The 17,565-nt window shown below is 60.9% G+C and carries 14 protein-coding genes; 6 read left to right on the top strand and 8 right to left on the bottom strand.

The window, feature by feature from the left end; translation table 11 throughout:
- Positions 1 to 16: 16 nt before the first annotated feature.
- A complete protein-coding gene (locus tag ACSMDR_RS15575) occupies positions 17 to 1,318 on the bottom strand; it encodes a 2-hydroxycarboxylate transporter family protein (RefSeq protein ID WP_436468831.1) in 1,302 nt (433 codons plus the stop codon).
- Positions 1,319 to 1,578: 260 nt separating this feature from the next.
- On the opposite strand from ACSMDR_RS15575, the gene slyA reads away from it, so the two are divergent.
- The 4 genes from slyA (at position 1,579) to ACSMDR_RS15555 (ending at position 4,815) form a co-directional block, all read left to right on the top strand.
- On the top strand, positions 1,579 to 2,052 hold the full coding sequence (gene slyA, locus ACSMDR_RS15570) for a transcriptional regulator SlyA (RefSeq protein WP_005898329.1): 474 nt from the start codon (positions 1,579 to 1,581) through the stop codon (positions 2,050 to 2,052).
- Position 2,053: 1 nt separating this feature from the next.
- On the top strand, positions 2,054 to 3,109 hold the full coding sequence (locus ACSMDR_RS15565) for an HlyD family secretion protein (RefSeq protein ID WP_005898331.1): 1,056 nt from the start codon (positions 2,054 to 2,056) through the stop codon (positions 3,107 to 3,109).
- Between the two features lie 24 nt (positions 3,110 to 3,133).
- On the top strand, positions 3,134 to 4,186 hold the full coding sequence (locus tag ACSMDR_RS15560; RefSeq protein WP_436468830.1) for a DUF2955 domain-containing protein: 1,053 nt from the start codon (positions 3,134 to 3,136) through the stop codon (positions 4,184 to 4,186).
- Positions 4,187 to 4,458: 272 nt separating this feature from the next.
- Positions 4,459 to 4,815, top strand: a complete 357-nt coding sequence (locus ACSMDR_RS15555) for an MliC family protein (RefSeq protein WP_005898336.1) — start codon at positions 4,459 to 4,461, stop codon at positions 4,813 to 4,815.
- Positions 4,816 to 5,330: 515 nt separating this feature from the next.
- Here ACSMDR_RS15555 and ACSMDR_RS15550 read toward each other — a convergent pair.
- The 6 genes from ACSMDR_RS15550 to ACSMDR_RS15525 all read right to left on the bottom strand — a co-directional run bounded on the left by ACSMDR_RS15550 (position 5,331) and on the right by ACSMDR_RS15525 (position 15,597).
- Positions 5,331 to 5,501: a YqaE/Pmp3 family membrane protein gene (locus tag ACSMDR_RS15550; RefSeq protein ID WP_005898342.1), complete on the bottom strand. Its 171-nt coding sequence runs from the start codon at positions 5,499 to 5,501 to the stop codon at positions 5,331 to 5,333.
- A 103-nt stretch (positions 5,502 to 5,604) separates the two neighbouring features.
- Entirely contained in the window at positions 5,605 to 6,105 is a 501-nt protein-coding gene (nrdG, locus tag ACSMDR_RS15545; RefSeq protein WP_436468829.1) for an anaerobic ribonucleoside-triphosphate reductase-activating protein, read from the bottom strand.
- Between the two features lie 169 nt (positions 6,106 to 6,274).
- Positions 6,275 to 8,392: an anaerobic ribonucleoside-triphosphate reductase gene (gene nrdD, locus ACSMDR_RS15540; RefSeq protein WP_436468828.1), complete on the bottom strand. Its 2,118-nt coding sequence runs from the start codon at positions 8,390 to 8,392 to the stop codon at positions 6,275 to 6,277.
- A gap of 580 nt (positions 8,393 to 8,972) precedes the next feature.
- Positions 8,973 to 10,979, bottom strand: coding sequence for an NAD-dependent DNA ligase LigA (ligA, locus tag ACSMDR_RS15535; protein ID WP_436468827.1), 2,007 nt, complete (start codon positions 10,977 to 10,979; stop codon positions 8,973 to 8,975).
- Between the two features lie 100 nt (positions 10,980 to 11,079).
- Positions 11,080 to 12,210 (bottom strand): cell division protein ZipA, encoded by a 1,131-nt coding sequence (zipA, locus tag ACSMDR_RS15530; protein WP_005898350.1) that lies wholly within the window; start codon positions 12,208 to 12,210, stop codon positions 11,080 to 11,082.
- 15 nt (positions 12,211 to 12,225) lie between these two features.
- Positions 12,226 to 15,597: an AAA family ATPase gene (locus tag ACSMDR_RS15525; protein WP_436468826.1), complete on the bottom strand. Its 3,372-nt coding sequence runs from the start codon at positions 15,595 to 15,597 to the stop codon at positions 12,226 to 12,228.
- A gap of 107 nt (positions 15,598 to 15,704) precedes the next feature.
- Between ACSMDR_RS15525 and cysZ the strand changes: the two genes are divergently transcribed.
- Entirely contained in the window at positions 15,705 to 16,469 is a 765-nt protein-coding gene (gene cysZ, locus ACSMDR_RS15520; RefSeq protein WP_005898354.1) for a sulfate transporter CysZ, read from the top strand.
- 135 nt (positions 16,470 to 16,604) lie between these two features.
- Positions 16,605 to 17,219: a trimeric intracellular cation channel family protein gene (locus ACSMDR_RS15515; RefSeq protein ID WP_436468825.1), complete on the top strand. Its 615-nt coding sequence runs from the start codon at positions 16,605 to 16,607 to the stop codon at positions 17,217 to 17,219.
- Positions 17,220 to 17,295: 76 nt separating this feature from the next.
- Here the strand turns inward: ACSMDR_RS15515 and ACSMDR_RS15510 are convergent, their stop codons facing one another.
- Positions 17,296 to 17,547, bottom strand: a complete 252-nt coding sequence (locus ACSMDR_RS15510) for a DUF3862 domain-containing protein (RefSeq protein ID WP_436468824.1) — start codon at positions 17,545 to 17,547, stop codon at positions 17,296 to 17,298.
- Between the last annotated feature and the right edge of the window lie 18 nt (positions 17,548 to 17,565).

Here is a 17,565-nt window from a genome sequence, read left to right as displayed (position 1 = left end):
TTCCTGTATCAGGTTTTCAAGCGAGCAGAGAAATAAGTCCGGTGGCCAGAATAAGCATCACGGCCCCCCCGAGGCGGGAAGAGATCTGGGCAAAGGGCATCAGCTTCATGCGCTGGGCCGCCGACAGCACGGCCACATCCCCCGTGCCGCCCATGTTGGCCATGCAGAGACCACCGGTGATGGCCGCCTCTATGGGGTAGAAACCTATCATGCGCCCCACCAGCGCCGCGCCCAGGGCACCGCCCATGACGGTGACCAGCACCATGATGAAGTAGGTGACGGAGAAGGCACCGATGAGCTCGGGGATGCTGGTATAGGCGACGCCTATCCCCACCAGCAGGGAGGGGGTCAGATTGGTGACGACGAACTGGTACCAATCGGCGGCGGCGCGCTCGTAACGGCGGGGCAGCAGGCCGCTCACCTTGATGAAGGCAACCGCCAGTATCATCAGGGCGAAGGGGTGCATGGGGATGAATTTTCCGAGCAGGGAGCCGAGCACGAACATGCTGGAGCTGATGAAGAGCCCCATGCCGAGGCTCTCCAGGGTCGGCGCCTCAACCTGCTCCTCGACAACCTCCTGTTCTATCTCCTTGATCATCAGCTGGCCATTGCCGGTCAGGGAGGGGTAGCGACGACCGAGCCGTACCAGCAGAGTGCCGACCAGAATGGCCAGGGTGTTGGCGATCACCACGGCGGGAACCATGCGCGACAGCAGATCCGCACTGGACATCTGCAACGGGCCAGAGAGGATCTCCACCAACGGCACGGCACCCGCGCCCATGCCGCCCCCCATGATGGGCAGGCCGATGAGCAACACCGCATTCTTGAAGCCGTAACCCATCAGGCTACCAACCAGACCGACACTGAGCAGGGCCAGGGCGACCCCCCCGAGGATCACCGGCAGGTAACGCATGGCGGCATTTTTAAGCAGGGCACTGCTCATGCCAAGCACTGAGCCGGTCACCAGGCTGGCGATGAAGAAGTTGAGAAAGCCGCCCTCCTTCATGAAGCCGATGATCACCTGACCCGCCTCGACCGGCAGGATCCGGTATTCGAACAGGGCGGCGCCGCCGAAGATGGCGAGTATGGTGCCGCCCCCCAGGTACTCCCGGATGGGCATGATGCGATCCCCCAGCTCGGTCAGCAGGGTGCCGAGCACGAACATCAGCGCCAAGGCGCCGACCATGCCGAGCGGCAGGGATCCGTTCCAGCCTGAAAAGAGGACGCAAGCAGCAAGCCCGAGAAAGATCATCATGGGCATGCCGGCGATTTGTTGATTGCCCCAGGGGGCGGCTTTCGAGGTAGAGAGGCTTTTCATTGTTATGCTCCAGCGTGTGAGGTGGCGCTACTCTAGTGCTCCTCCCCCTGCCTGTCGGTTAGCCCGGCTACAAAGGCATATAAAATCATTAAAACCTTAAACGCCATGGCCTGGCCGCCATCCGCCAGCGGCGCCCCCTCGCCACACCGCCGCCTCTCCCAGGCTCCATGCCCCGCTTAAACAAGATCTCGATCACACTATTTACTTAGCCTGCTAATTAAATATAATGGTTAGCATGCTAAGTAAGTGGAGGGTGAAATATGGTCAAGGATCTGGAAATACTGCGTGAGTTGTCATTGGCAGAGCAGCTGGGACGACTCAGTCGACTGTGGCGCACCGTGGCCGATCACGAGCTGGCCCCCCTTGGCCTGACCCATCCCCGCTGGACCGCCTTGTGGAAGCTCTCTCGCCTGGGCGATCGCCTCAGCCAGAAGACATTGGCCGAAGCCCTGGAGATAGAACTCCCCTCCCTGATGCGCACCCTGGGCCAGCTGGAAGAGCAGGGATTGATCGAGCGTCACTGCTGCCATCAGGACAAGCGGGCCCGCATCGTCAGCCTGACTGCGCAGGGCAAGGCGCTGCTCGATCAGATAGAGGATCGCATCATGGTGGTACGCCGCGAGCTGCTCGGCGGCATCAGCAAGCAGGAGCTGGCCAAATTCGAAGAGATCATTACCCGCATATCGACCAATGCCATCGACAAGCTGGAACAACAGAGTGAAGAGAGAGAATAAGATGACACCGGATCAACAATTTGCCCGCTGGATAAAGTACTCAATGGTGGGCTTCGTGCTGGTTTTTGCCTATTTCCTGCTGGCCGACATTCAGATGCCACTCACCCCCCAGGCCATGGCAACCCGGACAGTCACTCGCATCACTCCCCAGGTCAGCGGCAAGATAGCCGAGGTGGCGGTGCACAACAACCAGGCGGTCAAGCAAGGTGATCTGCTGTTTGCCCTGGATGTCGAGCCGTTTCGCCTCGCGGTAGAGCAGGCCCAGCTCGCCCTCGATCAGGCCATGCAGGACAACCGCCAACTCGATGCCAGCCTGGAGGCCGCCAAGGCGGATGTCAGTGCCAACCAGACAGACTTGGATCAGAAGGCCCGGGATGCCCGTCGCCTGGATACCTTGTTCGCCCAGAAGCTGGTTTCCACCCAGCAGCGGGATCAGGCCAACAGCGCCTGGTTGACCGCCCGCGCCAACCTGATGGCAAGTCAGGCTCGTCTCGAGCAGATCAAGGTCAGTCGCGGCCTGGCCGGGGCCGACAACCTTCGCCTGCGTCAAGCCCGCAACAAGCTGGCCCAGGCCGAACTCAATCTCGCCTATAGCCAGGTCATGGCTCCTCAGGATGGCATAGTGACCAATATGCAGCTCAAGCACGGCAGCTTCGCTGCGGCTGGCTCGCCCCTGCTGGCGCTGGTATCGGACAAGGTGGATCTCATTGCCGATTTTCGCGAGAAGAGTCTGCGCAATGTCGGTCCGAACGCCCAGGCACTGGTTGCCTTCGACGGTGAACCTGGCCAGATCTTTCAGGCCAGGGTCAGCAGCCTGGATGCCGGGGTCAGTGCCGGCCAGTTCGATGCCAACGGCCTGCTCGCCAACCCGATCGAATCGGATCGCTGGGTCCGCGATGCCCAGCGCCTGCGCCTGCACCTGACCCTGGACAAGATGCCGCTGGGACTGCCCACCGGTGCCCGCGCCACCGTCCAGCTGCTGCCGGACAATGGGCTGGCAGCCCTGTTCGCCCGTGGCCAGATCCGGCTGCTCAGCCTGCTGCACTACATCTATTGATTCATGACTGACCGAGCCCGCACCATGGCAAACAGCACAGTGATAAACCCGGTTTTATGGCACAGGCCCCTGACGGGCAACGAATTGCGCCAATGTCTGCGCATCGCCTTTGGCAGCACCATCGGCTTTCTGCTCTGCAAGCTGTTTGGCTGGAACTACGGTGTCTTCTTCACCGTCACCCCCATGCTGCTGCTGGGCATGGTGCCTGTGATGAACGGCCATGCCGCCCGCCAGCTGATCGCCTCTGCGGTCACCTGTGGTCTGGAGGTCGGACTGCTCGGCGGCCTGTTTGGGGCTCATCCCGCCCTGATGACTCCCATTGCCTTCCTGCTGTTCCTCTATCGTTTTGCCGCCATGTCCAGAGGCAGTCTGTTTCTGTTCGGTGCCAACGGCGTGCTCAGTTTCAGCATCATGCTGCACTTTGCCAGCTACCCCAGTACGGATCTCAATGATCTCATCTTCAGCAATATATGGGCGAGCGTGCTCTCAGTGCTGATTGCCTACCTGATGACCGCCCTGCTGCCAGATGTGGAGCCCCGCCCCCGTCCCACGGCCCAGCCCAAGGCGCCACACCGGATGCGACATGAAGCGCTGCTGGGGGCTGGCGTTGCGACCCTCTCCTTCATGGTGTTCCAGATATTCGACCTGCGCGACTCCATGTCGGCCCAGGCCACCACACTGCTGGTGCTGTTTCCCATGCACTGGAACGGTGCCCTCGGTTATGCACGGCGCCGTGCCATGGGCACCCTGCTCGGTGTCAGCTTCGGGATCCTGAGCCAGCTGGTGCTCTATGACTGGTCAGGACAGCTGATCCTGGTCGCCCCTCTGCTCTGGCTGGGCGCTATGTTGTTCAGCCACGCCCATGTCAAGGAAGCCAGCGGTTCCGGGGTCGGTTTCGGCGCGCTCACCACCCTGGGCATCCTGTTCGGCCAGTACCTGACACCGGGTAACGATCTGGTGTTCAGTGCTCTCTATCGGGTCAGCAGCATCATGTTTGCCATCGTGGCGACCCTGCTGGTTTGCTACTTGCTTCATCATCTCCTCAATCGATTCGAGGCGACCCGCTTCGGACACTGACCCCTATTCGACTACTGTAATGAGCCCATGGATGAGCTTTGTTTTGCCCCGACACCTGTCGGGGCTTTTTTGGGAAAGATGCGGCCCCCGCCATCATGAACAGAGCCACCGGTGGGGCCGCATCAGCTCAAAAATGTCGCAACCTGGTCCCTGATGTCATGGTACGACCGACCCGGACCCCTTAGCCCTTGCCTGAATATTCTGCTCTGTTAGGCTTTAGGGTCAGGCTATGGGTTCAGTCGAACCCGAACCTCATTGATGGAGTCTTCATTGTGATATTTCTGCGCTTTTCTCTGCCGGGCGCCCTGCTGCTCGGTCTCGCTGGCTGTGCCCCGGCCCCCCATACTCTCACCGTCACAGGAGGCGACCCCATCGCCTATCAATGTGCCAATGATCAGAAGGTCCAGGTGAGCTATTTTGGCCTCTCCGATGACAGCCTCAGCTTCGTCAAACTGGCCCTGCCAAATGGCAAGGATTACACCCTTCCCCAGGTCGTCTCGGCCTCGGGGGTCCGCTATACCGATGAGCATGAGGCCGTCTGGTGGAACAAGGGAGAGGAAGGTTTTGTCGAGATGCGCGACAAGGCTGGGGAGTGGCAAAACGTCTATAGCGACTGCAAACAGCAATAATGAAAAATCCCGGCCTGGCCGGGATTTGTTATTTCACCTCGATGTTGAAGCGACTCACGACGCATACCGGTATGGCGCCCGGGTTCTGCTCGGCGGCCCGATAGCGCACCTTGGCCAAGCCCGACAAGGCGGGTGCCGCATGCCGGGGGCTCAGATGCCAGGATCTCCGGGCTGAACAGCTTGCCATTGGGGTTGATAAGGCAGCGGATCGCCACATGTCCCTTCATTGCCCCCCTTGCCGCAACCCCCACGGGGCGACTGATCCCAGGTCATATCGAGCGGCGGCTGGTTCAGCGTCACGGGGCTCGGGGCCGCAGCCCCCAAGCAGGCCGAGCACGGCGGCCCAAGCGGGACATTCACACGCATTCAACGCGCCCTGTTGCATCAGACTAGGATGAAACGGCGCCAGCAACCGCCATGGTTGTCCGCCGGTTGCTGGCACGAATCAACCCCATTTGAGCAAATAAAAAGCCAACCCGGTCGGGTTGGCTCAAAATGCAAAGGACTTGCTTGGATCAGGCGCGCTTGTCGCTGACCACCAGCCAGAGCGCATGCACCATGCCGGGCAGGCCGCCGAGCAGGGTCAGCACTATGTTGATCAGAAAATGCAGGCTAAATCCTACTTGGATAAAGGCACAGACCGGGGGTAAAAAGATGGCAAGCAAGATTTTAAGCACGTTGTTCATCACATTCTCCTGTGAGTTTGATGCCTAACAGTAAGCCCACAGTCAGCAATTGGCAAAGGCTAAGTCGGGGCCAAATGACAGCAGCCCCTGCCCCGCGTCCCCATCAGAGCAGATTGCGCAGTGGCGCAGAGCGGATCAGCGCCGCGATCTGATGAACCTGCTGATTACTGCTGCCCCGCCACAACAAGCCAGGATCGGCCAGCGTCTGCTCGAATCGACCATCCACCAGCACGTCCAGCAGAGCTGCCAGCTGCCACTGCGCCTCATCAAGCGCCTCGAGCCGATAACCGGTCCAGCACCAGATATCCTTGCCCGGGCACTCGGCTCGTACCCGATTCACCAGCGCCAGCACCTGAGGCACATTGGCAGGATGGAGCGGATCGCCCCCCGAGAGCGTCAAGCCACGACGCTTGATCCGGCCATCGTTGAGATCCGCGATGATGCGATCGCTCATGGCCGAATCGAATGCTTTGCCACCATCGAGGCGCCAGGTGCTCTGGTTGTAACAGCCGGGACACTGGTGCACGCAGCCGGAGACAAACAGACTGGCGCGGGTGCCGGGACCATTGACCACATCGACCGGGTAATATTTGTGGTAGTGCATCTCCCCCCCTCTTCTTCTCGCATCCAATACCGGTTAAAGAGCCGATAACGGCGGCCTCCGGCATTACTGTCGAGCCAGCGCCGCCATCTTCGGGGCTGACCGCAATCAACAAGGGCTCAAAAAGAGCCCTTTCATTTCCATCAGCAACCAACGGCCCCGTCATGCTCGATCACAGGTGTTTGACCCGGCGTTTCACTTCTTCCTGCTTGCCCGCATTGAAGGGACGCGCATCCGGGCTGCCGAGGTAGCCGCACACCCGACGGGTCACGGAGACCTTGGCCGGATCGTGGTTGCCGCAGCGCGGGCAGGTGAACCCCTTGGAGGTACACTCGAACTCGCCGGTGAAGTCGCACTCGTAGCACTCGTCGATGGGGGTGTTGGTGCCGTAATAGGGCACCTTGTCATAGCTGTAGTCCCAGACGTTCTCCAGCGCCTCCAGATTGTGCTGCAAGTTGGGATACTCGCCGTAGCAAATGAAGCCACCATTGGCCAGCGGCGGGTAGACAGCCTCGAAGTCGAGCTTGTCATAGGGATTCACCTGCTTCTCCACATCCAGATGGAAGCTGTTGGTGTAATAACCCTTGTCGGTCACCCCGGGTACCAGGCCGAACTCCTTGGCATCCATGCGGCAAAAACGCGAGCAGAGGTTCTCGCTCGGGGTGGAATAGAGGCTGAAGCCATAGCCGGTCTGCTCCTTCCACTGCTCGGTCGCGGCCTTGAGGCGGGCGATGATGGCAATGGCCTTCTGCTGCAACTCTGCGCTGTCAAACAGGTGGACATCGGTGCCAAACAGGGCGTTGATGGTCTCGTGCACCCCGATGTAGCCGAGCGAGATGGAGGCGCGGCCATGTTTGAAGATCTCGCTGACGTTGTCATCGGCCTTGAGACGCACCCCGCAGGCTCCCTCCATGTAGAGGATGGGAGCGACCCGGGCCTTGACTCCCTCCAAGCGCTCGATGCGATACATGAGGGCTTCTCTTGCCACCTCAAGCGCCTCATCCAGCAGTGACCAGAAATCACTCTCGTCCCTGGACTTGAGTGCGATACGCGGCAGGTTGAGGCTCACCACCCCGATGTTGTTGCGCCCCTCGTGGACCAGCTCGCCCTTCTCTTCGAAGGCACCGAGGAAGGAGCGACAGCCCATGGGCGTCTTGAAGGAGCCGGTTACCTCGACCACCTGATCGTGGTTGAGGATGTCCGGGTACATGCGCTTGGTGGCGCACTCCAGAGCCAGCTGCTTGATGTCGTAGTTGGGATCCCCCACCTTGTGGTTGAGACCGTCCTTGATGGCGAACACCAGTTTCGGGAACACCGCCGTCTTCCGGTTCTTGCCAAGGCCGGCGATGCGGTTGCTGAGGATGGCACACTGGATCATCCGCGACTCCCAGCTGTCCCCCAGACCAAAGCCAAAGGTGACGAAGGGGGTCTGACCGTTGGCGGTGTGCAGGGTATTGACCTCGTACTCCAGGGACTGGAAGGCGTCGTAGCACTCCTTCTCGGTGCGCGCCATGGCGTAGGCATCCACGTCCTTGATCCCCCACTCCTCGGCCACCTCCCTGTGCTTGTGCCAACTGATGGTGACATAAGGCGCCAGCACCTCGTCGATGCGGTTGATGGTGGTGCCGCCATAGATGTGGCTCGCCACCTGGGCAATGATCTGGGCCGTGACGGCGGTCGCCGTGCTGATCGACTTGGGCGTATCTATCTCGGCGTTGCCCATCTTGAAGCCGTGGGTCAGCATCCCCTGCAAGTCGATCAGCATGCAGTTGAACATGGGGAAGAAAGGGGAGTAATCGAGGTCGTGGAAGTGCAGATCGCCGCGCTCATGGGCCTGCACCACGGCTTTGGGCAGCATGTGGCTGATGGCGTAGTGTTTGGCGACGATACCGGCCAGCAAGTCGCGCTGAGTCGGGATCACCTTGGCATCCTTGTTGGCATTCTCGTTGAGCAGGGCCGCATTGGTCTGCTCCACCAGGCCACGGATCTCCTGGGCCAGGCGGCCACGGGCCTCCCGAGCCTGATCCCGGTCGTGACGGTATTCGATATAGGCGCGGGCGATGGCCTTGTCGTCGGAGGCCATCAGATGATTCTCGACCCGGTTCTGGATCTCGTGAATATCGACCTCGGCGCGCCCCTCAAGCTCCCTCGCCACGGCCATGGCGACCGTATTGGCCAACCCGAGATCCCCCTGGCCGACCGCTTGGGCTGCTCGCCCGACGGCGGCTGCAATCAGTTCGACAGCAAAAGGCGCACGGCATCCATCACGTTTGATCACTACCGGTTTCATTTCTCATCCCCGCAAAATGGCCGCACCTCGTCGACCCGATAAACGCTCCCGGCCTGCCTCGGCTCGCGAGGGCGAGACGAGACCAGCCGGGCCTTGGGCCCCTGGCTGGCATCTGGGAGTGCTGAGGTTATCCACAGCTTACAAACACAACATATGGGATGTTTATCTATTTAATTCCCTATATGTGGTGGCTATTAGGCCCCAAAGCCGAAGGCGCTTTCTTGATCCAGGACAGGTTTTTCGCCAGCTGCTCAGTTAGGAAACAGCGTCAAAAGAGCACTTTTTACCGCTAGGCCAGAGCCACTCTGGCCTAGGAGCTGATCCCTCCCTCACAAAGATTTGTGGTCCCTGATGCCAACCGCGATCACTGCCGATCTGCGACCAGCAGGGCAACGCGGCGGCGCCAGAATGGGAGACTGTATAGCGACAGCAATGTGCTGCCGCAGCAGATGAAAGAGGGGTTGAATGGATTGGGCGTCGTGGGCGCCGCTCACAGGCGCGGGCAGACAAGGGGAAGAACCCATCAACAAAAAGACCCGACCAAGGCCGGGTCTGCAGCGTCTCAGGCAAGGGATCCTGCTCAGGGCTGGATAGCGGCTTGCAACTGCTCCTCGGTCCAGATGGTGATGCCGAGCTCCTGAGCCTTGATGAGCTTGGAGCCCGCCGCCTCACCGGCCACCAGCACGTCCGTCTTGGCCGACACAGAACCGGCCACCTTGGCGCCAAGGGCCTGCAGGGCCGCCTTGGCATCGTTGCGTGACAGGGTGGTGAGGGTGCCGGTCATCACGAAGGTCTTGCCCGCGAAAGGTTGTTCGGCCGCCTCTTTGCGCTCAATCTCCGGCCAGTGGATACCGGCGGCCAGCAAGGCGTCGAGCACCTCGATGTTGTGGGGCTGGCGCAGGAAGTAGTAGACATGCTTGGCGACTACCTCCCCCACATCCGGCACGGCTAGCAGCTGCTCGACGCTGGCGGCGCGCAGGGCATCCAGGGTCAGGAAATGATTGGCCAGGTTCAGGGCCGTCGCCTCGCCCACTTCGCGAATGCCAAGGGCAAACAGGAAACGGGGCAGGGTGGTACTGCGAGCCTTGTCGATGGCGGCCACCAGATTGAGGGCGGATTTGGGTCCCATCCGCTCCAGACCCGCCAACTGGATGGCGTTGAGGCCAAACAGATCCGCTGGCGTCTTGACCAGCCCTTTGTCCACCAGTTGATCCACTATCTTGTCACCCAGACCATCCACATCCATGGCGCGGCGAGCGGCGAAATGCTTGATGGCAGCGGCCCGCTGCGCCTCGCAGAACAGGCCACCGGCGCAGCGGGCCACCGCCTCGCCCTCGTGTCGCTCCACCGCCGAGCCGCACACGGGGCAGGCGCTGGGGAAAAGGATCTCCCGGGCATCCGCGGGACGCTGGGCAGCCACCACGGCCACCACCTGGGGGATCACGTCCCCGGCCCTGCGTACTATCACGGTATCGCCGATCATGACGCCAAGACGCTCGATTTCATCGGCATTATGCAAGGTCGCGTTGGAGACGGTGACGCCGCCGACGAACACGGGCTTGAGCTTGGCCACCGGGGTGATGGCACCGGTACGACCGACCTGGAACTCGACGTTCTCCAGCAGGGTCATCTCCTCCTGGGCCGGGAACTTGTGGGCGGTGGCCCAGCGCGGGGCGCGGGCCACGAAGCCGAGTTCTTGCTGAAGAGGAATGCTGTCAACCTTGTAGACGACCCCGTCAATTTCATATTTCAGGGCGTCACGGCGAGTCAGAATGTCGTCGTGGAATGCCTGACAACCCGCCGCCCCCTCCATCAACTTGACCTCGGGGCTCATGGGCAGGCCCCACTCCTTGAGTTGGCAGAGCCGGGCAAAGTGGGAATCGCCTAACAGCTCGCCGCCAATGCCAACCCCGTAGGCATAGAAGCTCAAGGGGCGGCTCGCCGTGATGCGGGAGTCGAGTTGTCGCAGGCTGCCAGCAGCGGCATTGCGCGGGTTGACGAACACCTTCTCCCCCTCGGCCAGGGCTTTCTCATTCATCGCCTCAAAACCGGCCTTGGGCATGAATACCTCACCGCGCACTTCCAGCCGGGAGGGCCAATCCTGGCCACGCAGCTGCAGCGGGATCGCCTTGATGGTGCGCACGTTGTCGGTGATCTCCTCCCCCGTGCTGCCATCGCCCCGGGTCGCCGCCTGCACCAGCCGCCCCTCCACATAGAGCAGGCTCACCGCCAGACCGTCCAGTTTGGGCTCGCAGCAGAAGGTGAAGCTCACCTCGCGCTTGAGGCGATCCCTCATGCGCTGCTCGAACGCCACCAGCTCTTCGCTGCTGAACACATTGTCCAGACTCAACATGGGGATCTCGTGACGCACCTGATTGAAGGCCGTCAGTGGCGCACCGCCGACCCGCACGCTGGGGGAGCTTGGGGTTTTCAGCTCGGGGTGCTCGCTTTCCAGCGCGATCAGCTCGCGCATCAGGCGGTCATATTCGGCATCAGGCACAGTGGGATTATCCAGCACATAGTACTGATGGCCATAGTCGATAAGCAGTTCACACAGTTGACGGTGGCGGGTGAGGGATTCGCTCATGAAAAAATCTCGACTGTGGTGGAAATAATAAGTTAGGCGGACAAATAAAAATGCGGCACCCAGGTACCGCACTTTTTATTCACTCGATAGCGCGGGACTCTCAGTCGCGGCTGGCCTCGAAGGCGGCCAATTCACGGCGATACCGGTCGATAGTCTCATCGCTGAGCGGGCTGCGCTCCATGTCGGTCAGCATGGCATCCAGATCGCTGGCAAGCTGATCGGCGGCTTGCAACAGGTGTTCGAAGGCGAAGGCCACATTGCTGCGCAGGGGCAGCTGCATGAACAGGGAGACCCCAGGCGTATTGAACTGCTCCATACGGTACGGATTGAAGGTACCTGGCTTGACCATATTGATCATGGAGAACAGCACTTCACCGTGCCCATCGAGCCCTTCGTGGCGGTGGAAGATATCCATTTCGCCGAACTTGAATGCCAGGGATTGCAGGGAGGCCAACAAGGCAGCCCCTTGCAGCTCCTGACCGGGGCGAGCCATCAGGTTGATCACATAGACATCCTGCCAAATCTTTTCGACGGGGGCGCGATCCTGCTCTGGCTCGTCATAGACGGGGGCGTAGACAGGTGCCTGCACGGGCGCGACCCTTGCCTCGGCGCGGGGCTGCACTCTCGCCTCTGCCCTTGGCTCAAACTGGGGCTCATCAAACTGCGGTTCGACATGCTTTGGCGCCTGACGGGGTTCGGCACGCACGGTCTGTTCCCCAAAGCTGAGGCCACTGGTGTAGGCCGGCTCGGGCTGAGGTTCGTCGTCAAACGGCTGCAACGCGGGTTCGTGCTGGGGACGAGAGCGATAGACAGGGGTGCGGCGATTGACCTGGGCGGGCTTGCGCACAGGCTCCGCAGGCGCTGGCTCCTCGTAGATCTCCTCCTCCTCGTCATAGACAGGAGGCGGCGCGACGGGACGGGCGACCGGTTTGCGCGGGGCTGGCGGCGGCAACTCGTCCTCATCATCATCGAGGTAGTCATGGCTAGGCGCGGCTTCGGGCTGCAGCTTGGGCTCAGCACGGCGGCCAGCACTGACCACGCGAACCTGGCCAACGCCGTCGCTATCGAAGGCATCGCTATCACGATCCCGTGCTTTGGTGTCCATCCGGTTCAAGGGTTTCTCCTTGATCGGGGACTGACGATTCTTCCTGTTGCTCCACAACCCGTGAATGAGCAATGCCGCTATGGCAATCCCGCCCAAGGCGACCAAGATGTAACGCAATTCCTGCATTAGCTGCTTCTCTTTCTAGTTTTGCTCAGCCAAAGCGACGGCTTCACCGATATCAACCGAGACAATGCGTGAGACACCAGGCTCTTGCATCGTTACGCCGATCAGTTGTTCAGCCATCTCCATGGAGACCTTGTTATGACTGATGTAAACGAACTGTACTGTGCTCGACATCTCTTTGACAAGAGAACAGAAGCGACCGACGTTCACTTCATCGAGCGGTGCATCCACCTCATCCAGCAAACAGAAAGGCGCTGGATTGAGTCTGAAGATGGCAAAAACCAGCGCCAGCGCGGTCAAGGCCTTCTCCCCCCCGGAAAGCAGGGCAATGGTAGCATTCTTCTTACCCGGAGGTCTTGCCATGATACTCACCCCGGCCTCTAAAAGATCGTCGGATGTGAGCTCCAGCCAAGCGCTCCCGCCCCCAAACACCTTGGGGAACAGGGATTTTAAATCTTCATTGACCTTATCGAAAGTGTCACGGAAGCGTATTTGTGTCTCTTTATCAATTCTTTTAATGGCTTGGCCCAAGGTTTCCAAGGCTTGCTCGAGATCCTGGCACTGATTTTCCAGGTAGCTGGCCCGGGTTTTCGCCTCCTCATATTCCGCCAGTGCCGCCAGATTGATGGCACCAAGTGCAGCCACCTGACTCTCCAGAGTCTGGATCTCCTGGCGCAGGGCCGTGCGATTGGCGGCGATCAGCACCGCCTGGTCGAGATCGATCAGCCGCACCCCCAACTCCTCGAATTGCTCATGCAGCCCCTGACGACGGGTCAGGTTGCGTTCACGCTCGAGGCGCAGCTGGGCCAACTGCTCTTGCAGCGTCACCAGCACGTTGCGATCCGCTGCCCGGGTCAGCTCCAGCTCGGCCAACGTCTGATCAAGCTCGGCGATGCGTTGATGGCAGGCCAGTTGCGCCGTCTCCAGACTGCGCTGTTCATTGAGCAGGGGCGACAGATCCTGACCCACTGTCTGTTGCGGGGCCTTGAGCTGCGCCAATTCCAAGCCGAGCCTTGCCAGCTCTTGCTCGCGCAGCGCAATGATCTGCTGCTGATTCTGACGTGCCAGCTGCAAGCGTTGGCTGCTCGCCAGTTGCTGCTCGCGGCGCCCCCGCGCAGCCTCCAGCTCCTGCTCGGCTCGCCGTCCCAGCTCCTCTGCCAGTTGCCGCGCTTCACGCTCAGCCTCTCCTTGCGCCAGATGCTCCTGCAACTGGGCATCAATCAGCTCAAACTCCCGGGCAAGCGCTTCGCTTCGACTGGACTCAGATGCCTGCTCGGCATCGAGGCGGCGCAGCTCCTCACCAAGCTGGCCCAGGCGCAGTAACCGCTCCTGGCGCTGCCCCTGCTGCTGACTCCAGGCTTCGCGCTGGCGCTGCCAGTTCAGCTCCTGCTCGGCCAGCATCCGGCTTTGCGCTTCATGGGATGCCTGCTGTTGCACTCGCAGTCTATCGGCCTCTTGCAGGGCATTGATCAGCCTGCGGCGCTCACCATCGGCCTGGCTGCGTTCCTGGTGCAATCGTTCCCGCTCCCCTTGCAGAGCCAGGGGACCCAGAGCACCCTCCTGACCCAAATCGGCCCAGTTGCGCCCGAGCCAGTCTCCTGCGGGGGTGAGCACAGACTCCGCCGCCGCCAGCTGTGTTTGCTGCTGATGGGCCGCCGCCAAATCCTGCGCCAGCCAGATGCCATTGAGAAATGCCGGGATATGCGTCCCCGCCACTTCAGCCCCCAGCGTGCCTGGCACAGCGGGTTCCGCCGGGCCAATCCAGAGCCCTTCATGACCCTCGGGGCAAGTATCAGCCGCGCTGGCCGTGATCCAGCGACCCAGTACCTTGTCCAGGGCCTGGGCCCAGGTTGGCGAAACCTGCAAGCCATCGGCCAATTTGTCGCCGCCCAGTTGCGGACCCAGGATCTGATCCAGGGTGGTGAGCCGGGCATCGAGCTCGCGCAGCAGACTGGTCTGTTGCTGCTGCCGTTCATTGAGCCTCTGATGATGGGCACTGCTCGCGCGGACTAACTCGGCCAGCTCCCCGTTCTTGGCGCGGGTCAGCTCGAGCTCGCGGCCCAGAGCCTCCAGTGCGGGTTGCAAGTCCGGTTGACCGGCCAGGGGATCCCCTTGCTCCTCCTCGAGCTTGAGGCGAGCAAGCCGGGTCTTGGCCTGCAGCTCCTGCAGACCATTTTGCTGAGTGCGAGTCTGATTGAGGTTGGATTGCAGCTGAGCCTGTTGCTGCAACCATTGCTGTTGCCGCGCCCGGGCGCCCTCCAGGGCTTCGCTTGCAGCCAAGCGCCGCACCTGCTGCTCCTCAAATAACTGCTCACATTGCTCGAGCCGGGCCTCCTCCTGCTCGGCCGTCAGCGCCTGGGTGGCCTGTTCGGTCAAGAGTTCGGCCAGTTGCCCCTTGAGCCCTTCGATGCGCTCGGTCAGTGCGATGCTGCGCGTCTGCCAGTCACGCCCCAGTTCATCGCGATGAAGTTGCTGCTGCTCGAGACGTGCGATGGCCTGCCCTCCGAGGAAGAGCTGCTGCTGGCGCGCCGTCTGCTCGGCCTGGGCCTCCTGGCGGGCCACCGACAGGCTGATGTGGTGGCTATCGTCCTGGCTGCGCTTGGCATCGAGGGCGGCAATGGCAAGATCCACCTTGGCCAGCTCCTCCTTGGCCTGGGCCAAGCGGGTCTCCAGCGCCCACAGCTCGGAGCCAATCAGTTCGGCGCGGGCGGCGCGCGAGCGGCTCTTGAGCTGGGTGTAGTGTTCGGCGGTCTGTGCCTGGGCTCGCAGATGGTCGAGCCTGCTGCCCAGCTCGCTGCGAATGTCACCGAGCCGTTCCAGGTTCTCCTGGGTATGACGAATGCGCAGTTCGGTCTCCCGGCGCCGCTCCTTGTAGCGAGAGACCCCTGCGGCCTCCTCCATGAACAGCTTGAGATCTGCCGGGCGCGACTCCACCAGGCGACTGACGGTACCCTGCTCTATGATGGCGTAGCTGCGCGGGCCAAGACCTGTGCCGAGGAAGAGATCGGTGACATCCTTGCGCCGACATTTCTGGCCATTGATTTCGTAATGGTTGCTGCCATCTCGCAGCACCTCGCGGCGCACCGAGATTTCGCTGAAACGGCCAAACTCACCTGGCACTCTGTTGTGGGGATTGTCGAACACCAGTTCGACCGAGGCGCGGCCATGGGGGCTGCGATTGAGAGAGCCATTGAAGATGACGTCTGTCATGTTCTCGCCGCGCAGATGGCGGGCCGAGCTCTCCCCCAGCACCCAGCGCACGGCGTCTATCACATTGGATTTGCCGCAGCCGTTGGGACCCACTATGGCGGTCATGTCAGCACTGAGCACTATCTTGGTCGGCTCGACAAACGACTTGAAGCCGGCGAGCTTGATCAATTTCAGACGCATGTAGGCCTATATCCGGACTAAATAGTGGGGCGGCGGGTCGATGACTTTACCAAATCAATGGCTTGTTTGTAATATGCAGGCTGTTCCCTGTCATGGATGGAGCTCATATGAGCCAATCACGCCCCCTAGTCAAAGACTCAATCAGCGGTGCAGACTACTTCCTGCGCGGTTTCTCGCTGATCCGTCAACCGGGTATTCGCACCTTCGTGCTGATCCCGCTGCTGGTCAACTTCCTGCTGTTTTCCGGTGCCTTCTACGCCCTGCTGCTGCAGCTCGATGGCCTGTTCGCCTGGTTGCACCAGCAGATCCCCTCCTGGCTATCCTGGCTCGATTACCTGCTCTGGCCCATCGCCCTGCTGACCATACTGGTGGTCTTCTCCTTCCTGTTCAGCTCGGTAGCAAACTGGGTGGCCGCTCCCTTCAACGGCCTGCTGGCCGAGAAGGTAGAGCAGCAGCTCACCGGCCAGACCAGCGCCGAAACCGGCATGCTCGACGTCGTCCGGGATGTGCCGCGCACCTTTGGCCGCGAATGGACCAAGCTGAAATATTACCTGCCCAAGGCGATTGGCTGCCTGATCCTGTTCCTGATCCCGGTCGTGGGCCAGACCCTGGCCCCGCTGATCTGGTTCCTGTTCAGCGCCTGGATGATGGCCATCCAGTATGTGGACTACCCCTTTGACAACCACAAGATAGACTTCGTCACCATGCGCGATGCCCTCAAGCAGCGCCGTGGCAAGTGCCTGAGTTTCGGCGCCCTGGTGACCCTCTTCTCCGCCATTCCCGTGGTGAACCTGTTCGTGATGCCGGTGGCCATCTGTGGCGCCACCGCCATGTGGGTCGATCAGTACCGGGATGAGCAGATCAGAGATTAAGGGGATAGTTTCATAAGTAAAAGAGGGGGCGATAGCCCCCTTTTCATTACTTAATCTAATGTGAATATGAGAGTGCTTGTAGGGCTGGCACAGGCTTGTTAGGATGCGGGCCTTTCTCGAACCCGGGTATTTCTTATGTTACATGCACTCTTCTTGCTCGGCCTGGTCGCCGAAGGAATGACGGGCGCGCTGGCGGCGGGCCGTAGGCGAATGGACCTGTTTGGCGTCGTCATCATCGCGTCGGCGACGGCCATCGGCGGCGGTACCATACGAGACGTGCTGCTGGGGCATTATCCCCTGCTCTGGGTCGAGCACCCCCTCTACGTGGTGCTGGTCGCTGGCGCCGCCCTGGTCAGCGTCATCTGCGCCCCCTTGATGCGCTACCTCGGCAAGCTGTTCATGGCCCTCGATGCCCTGGGACTGGTGGTCTTCTCCATCTTTGGCGCAGCCAGGGCGCTGGAGATGGGCCATGGCGCAGGTATCGCCTGCATCATGGCCGTGGTCACCGGGGTCTTCGGCGGTGTGCTGCGCGATTTGCTGTGCCAGCGTATCCCGCTGGTGTTTCGCCGTGAGCTCTATGCCGGCGTCTCCCTCATCACGGCCGGGCTTTACTGCCTGGCTCTTGCACAGGGTCTGCCTAATGATTGGGCGGCATTCGGCGCCATTGGTATTGGCTTCGTGCTGCGGCTGCTCGCGGTTCGCTTCAAATGGGGACTGCCCACCTTCAACTACCAGTATGCTTCCCACTAAGCAGTAGACGCCTTGCTGGCCCGCTGAAAAACCGCCAACAAAAAAAGCGCCAAATGGCGCTTTTTTGTTGGCAGGCTTATTTGATCCCGTCGGAGCTGAAGAAGGTCGCCTTGTCGGCAATGAAACGGATCTTGATATTCTGTTGCTTGTCGCCCCAGATGCAGCTGGTCGTGCCAAGGGCATCATCGCAGCTGTCCGCCTTGCCAAGAATGGCGCTCGCCTCGCTGTAGCTGATCCCCATCTTGAGCTTGTCGTAGTTATCACGGTTGACCTTGCCGCAACCTGTCAATACCAGGGCCACCAAGGCACCTACCAGGATCTGCTTCATATTCTTCTCCTCTGTATG

The organism is Aeromonas molluscorum (genome assembly GCF_051376105.1).
Lineage (GTDB): Bacteria > Pseudomonadota > Gammaproteobacteria > Enterobacterales > Aeromonadaceae > Aeromonas > Aeromonas molluscorum.
This window is presented reverse-complemented; position numbering and strand designations above follow the sequence as displayed.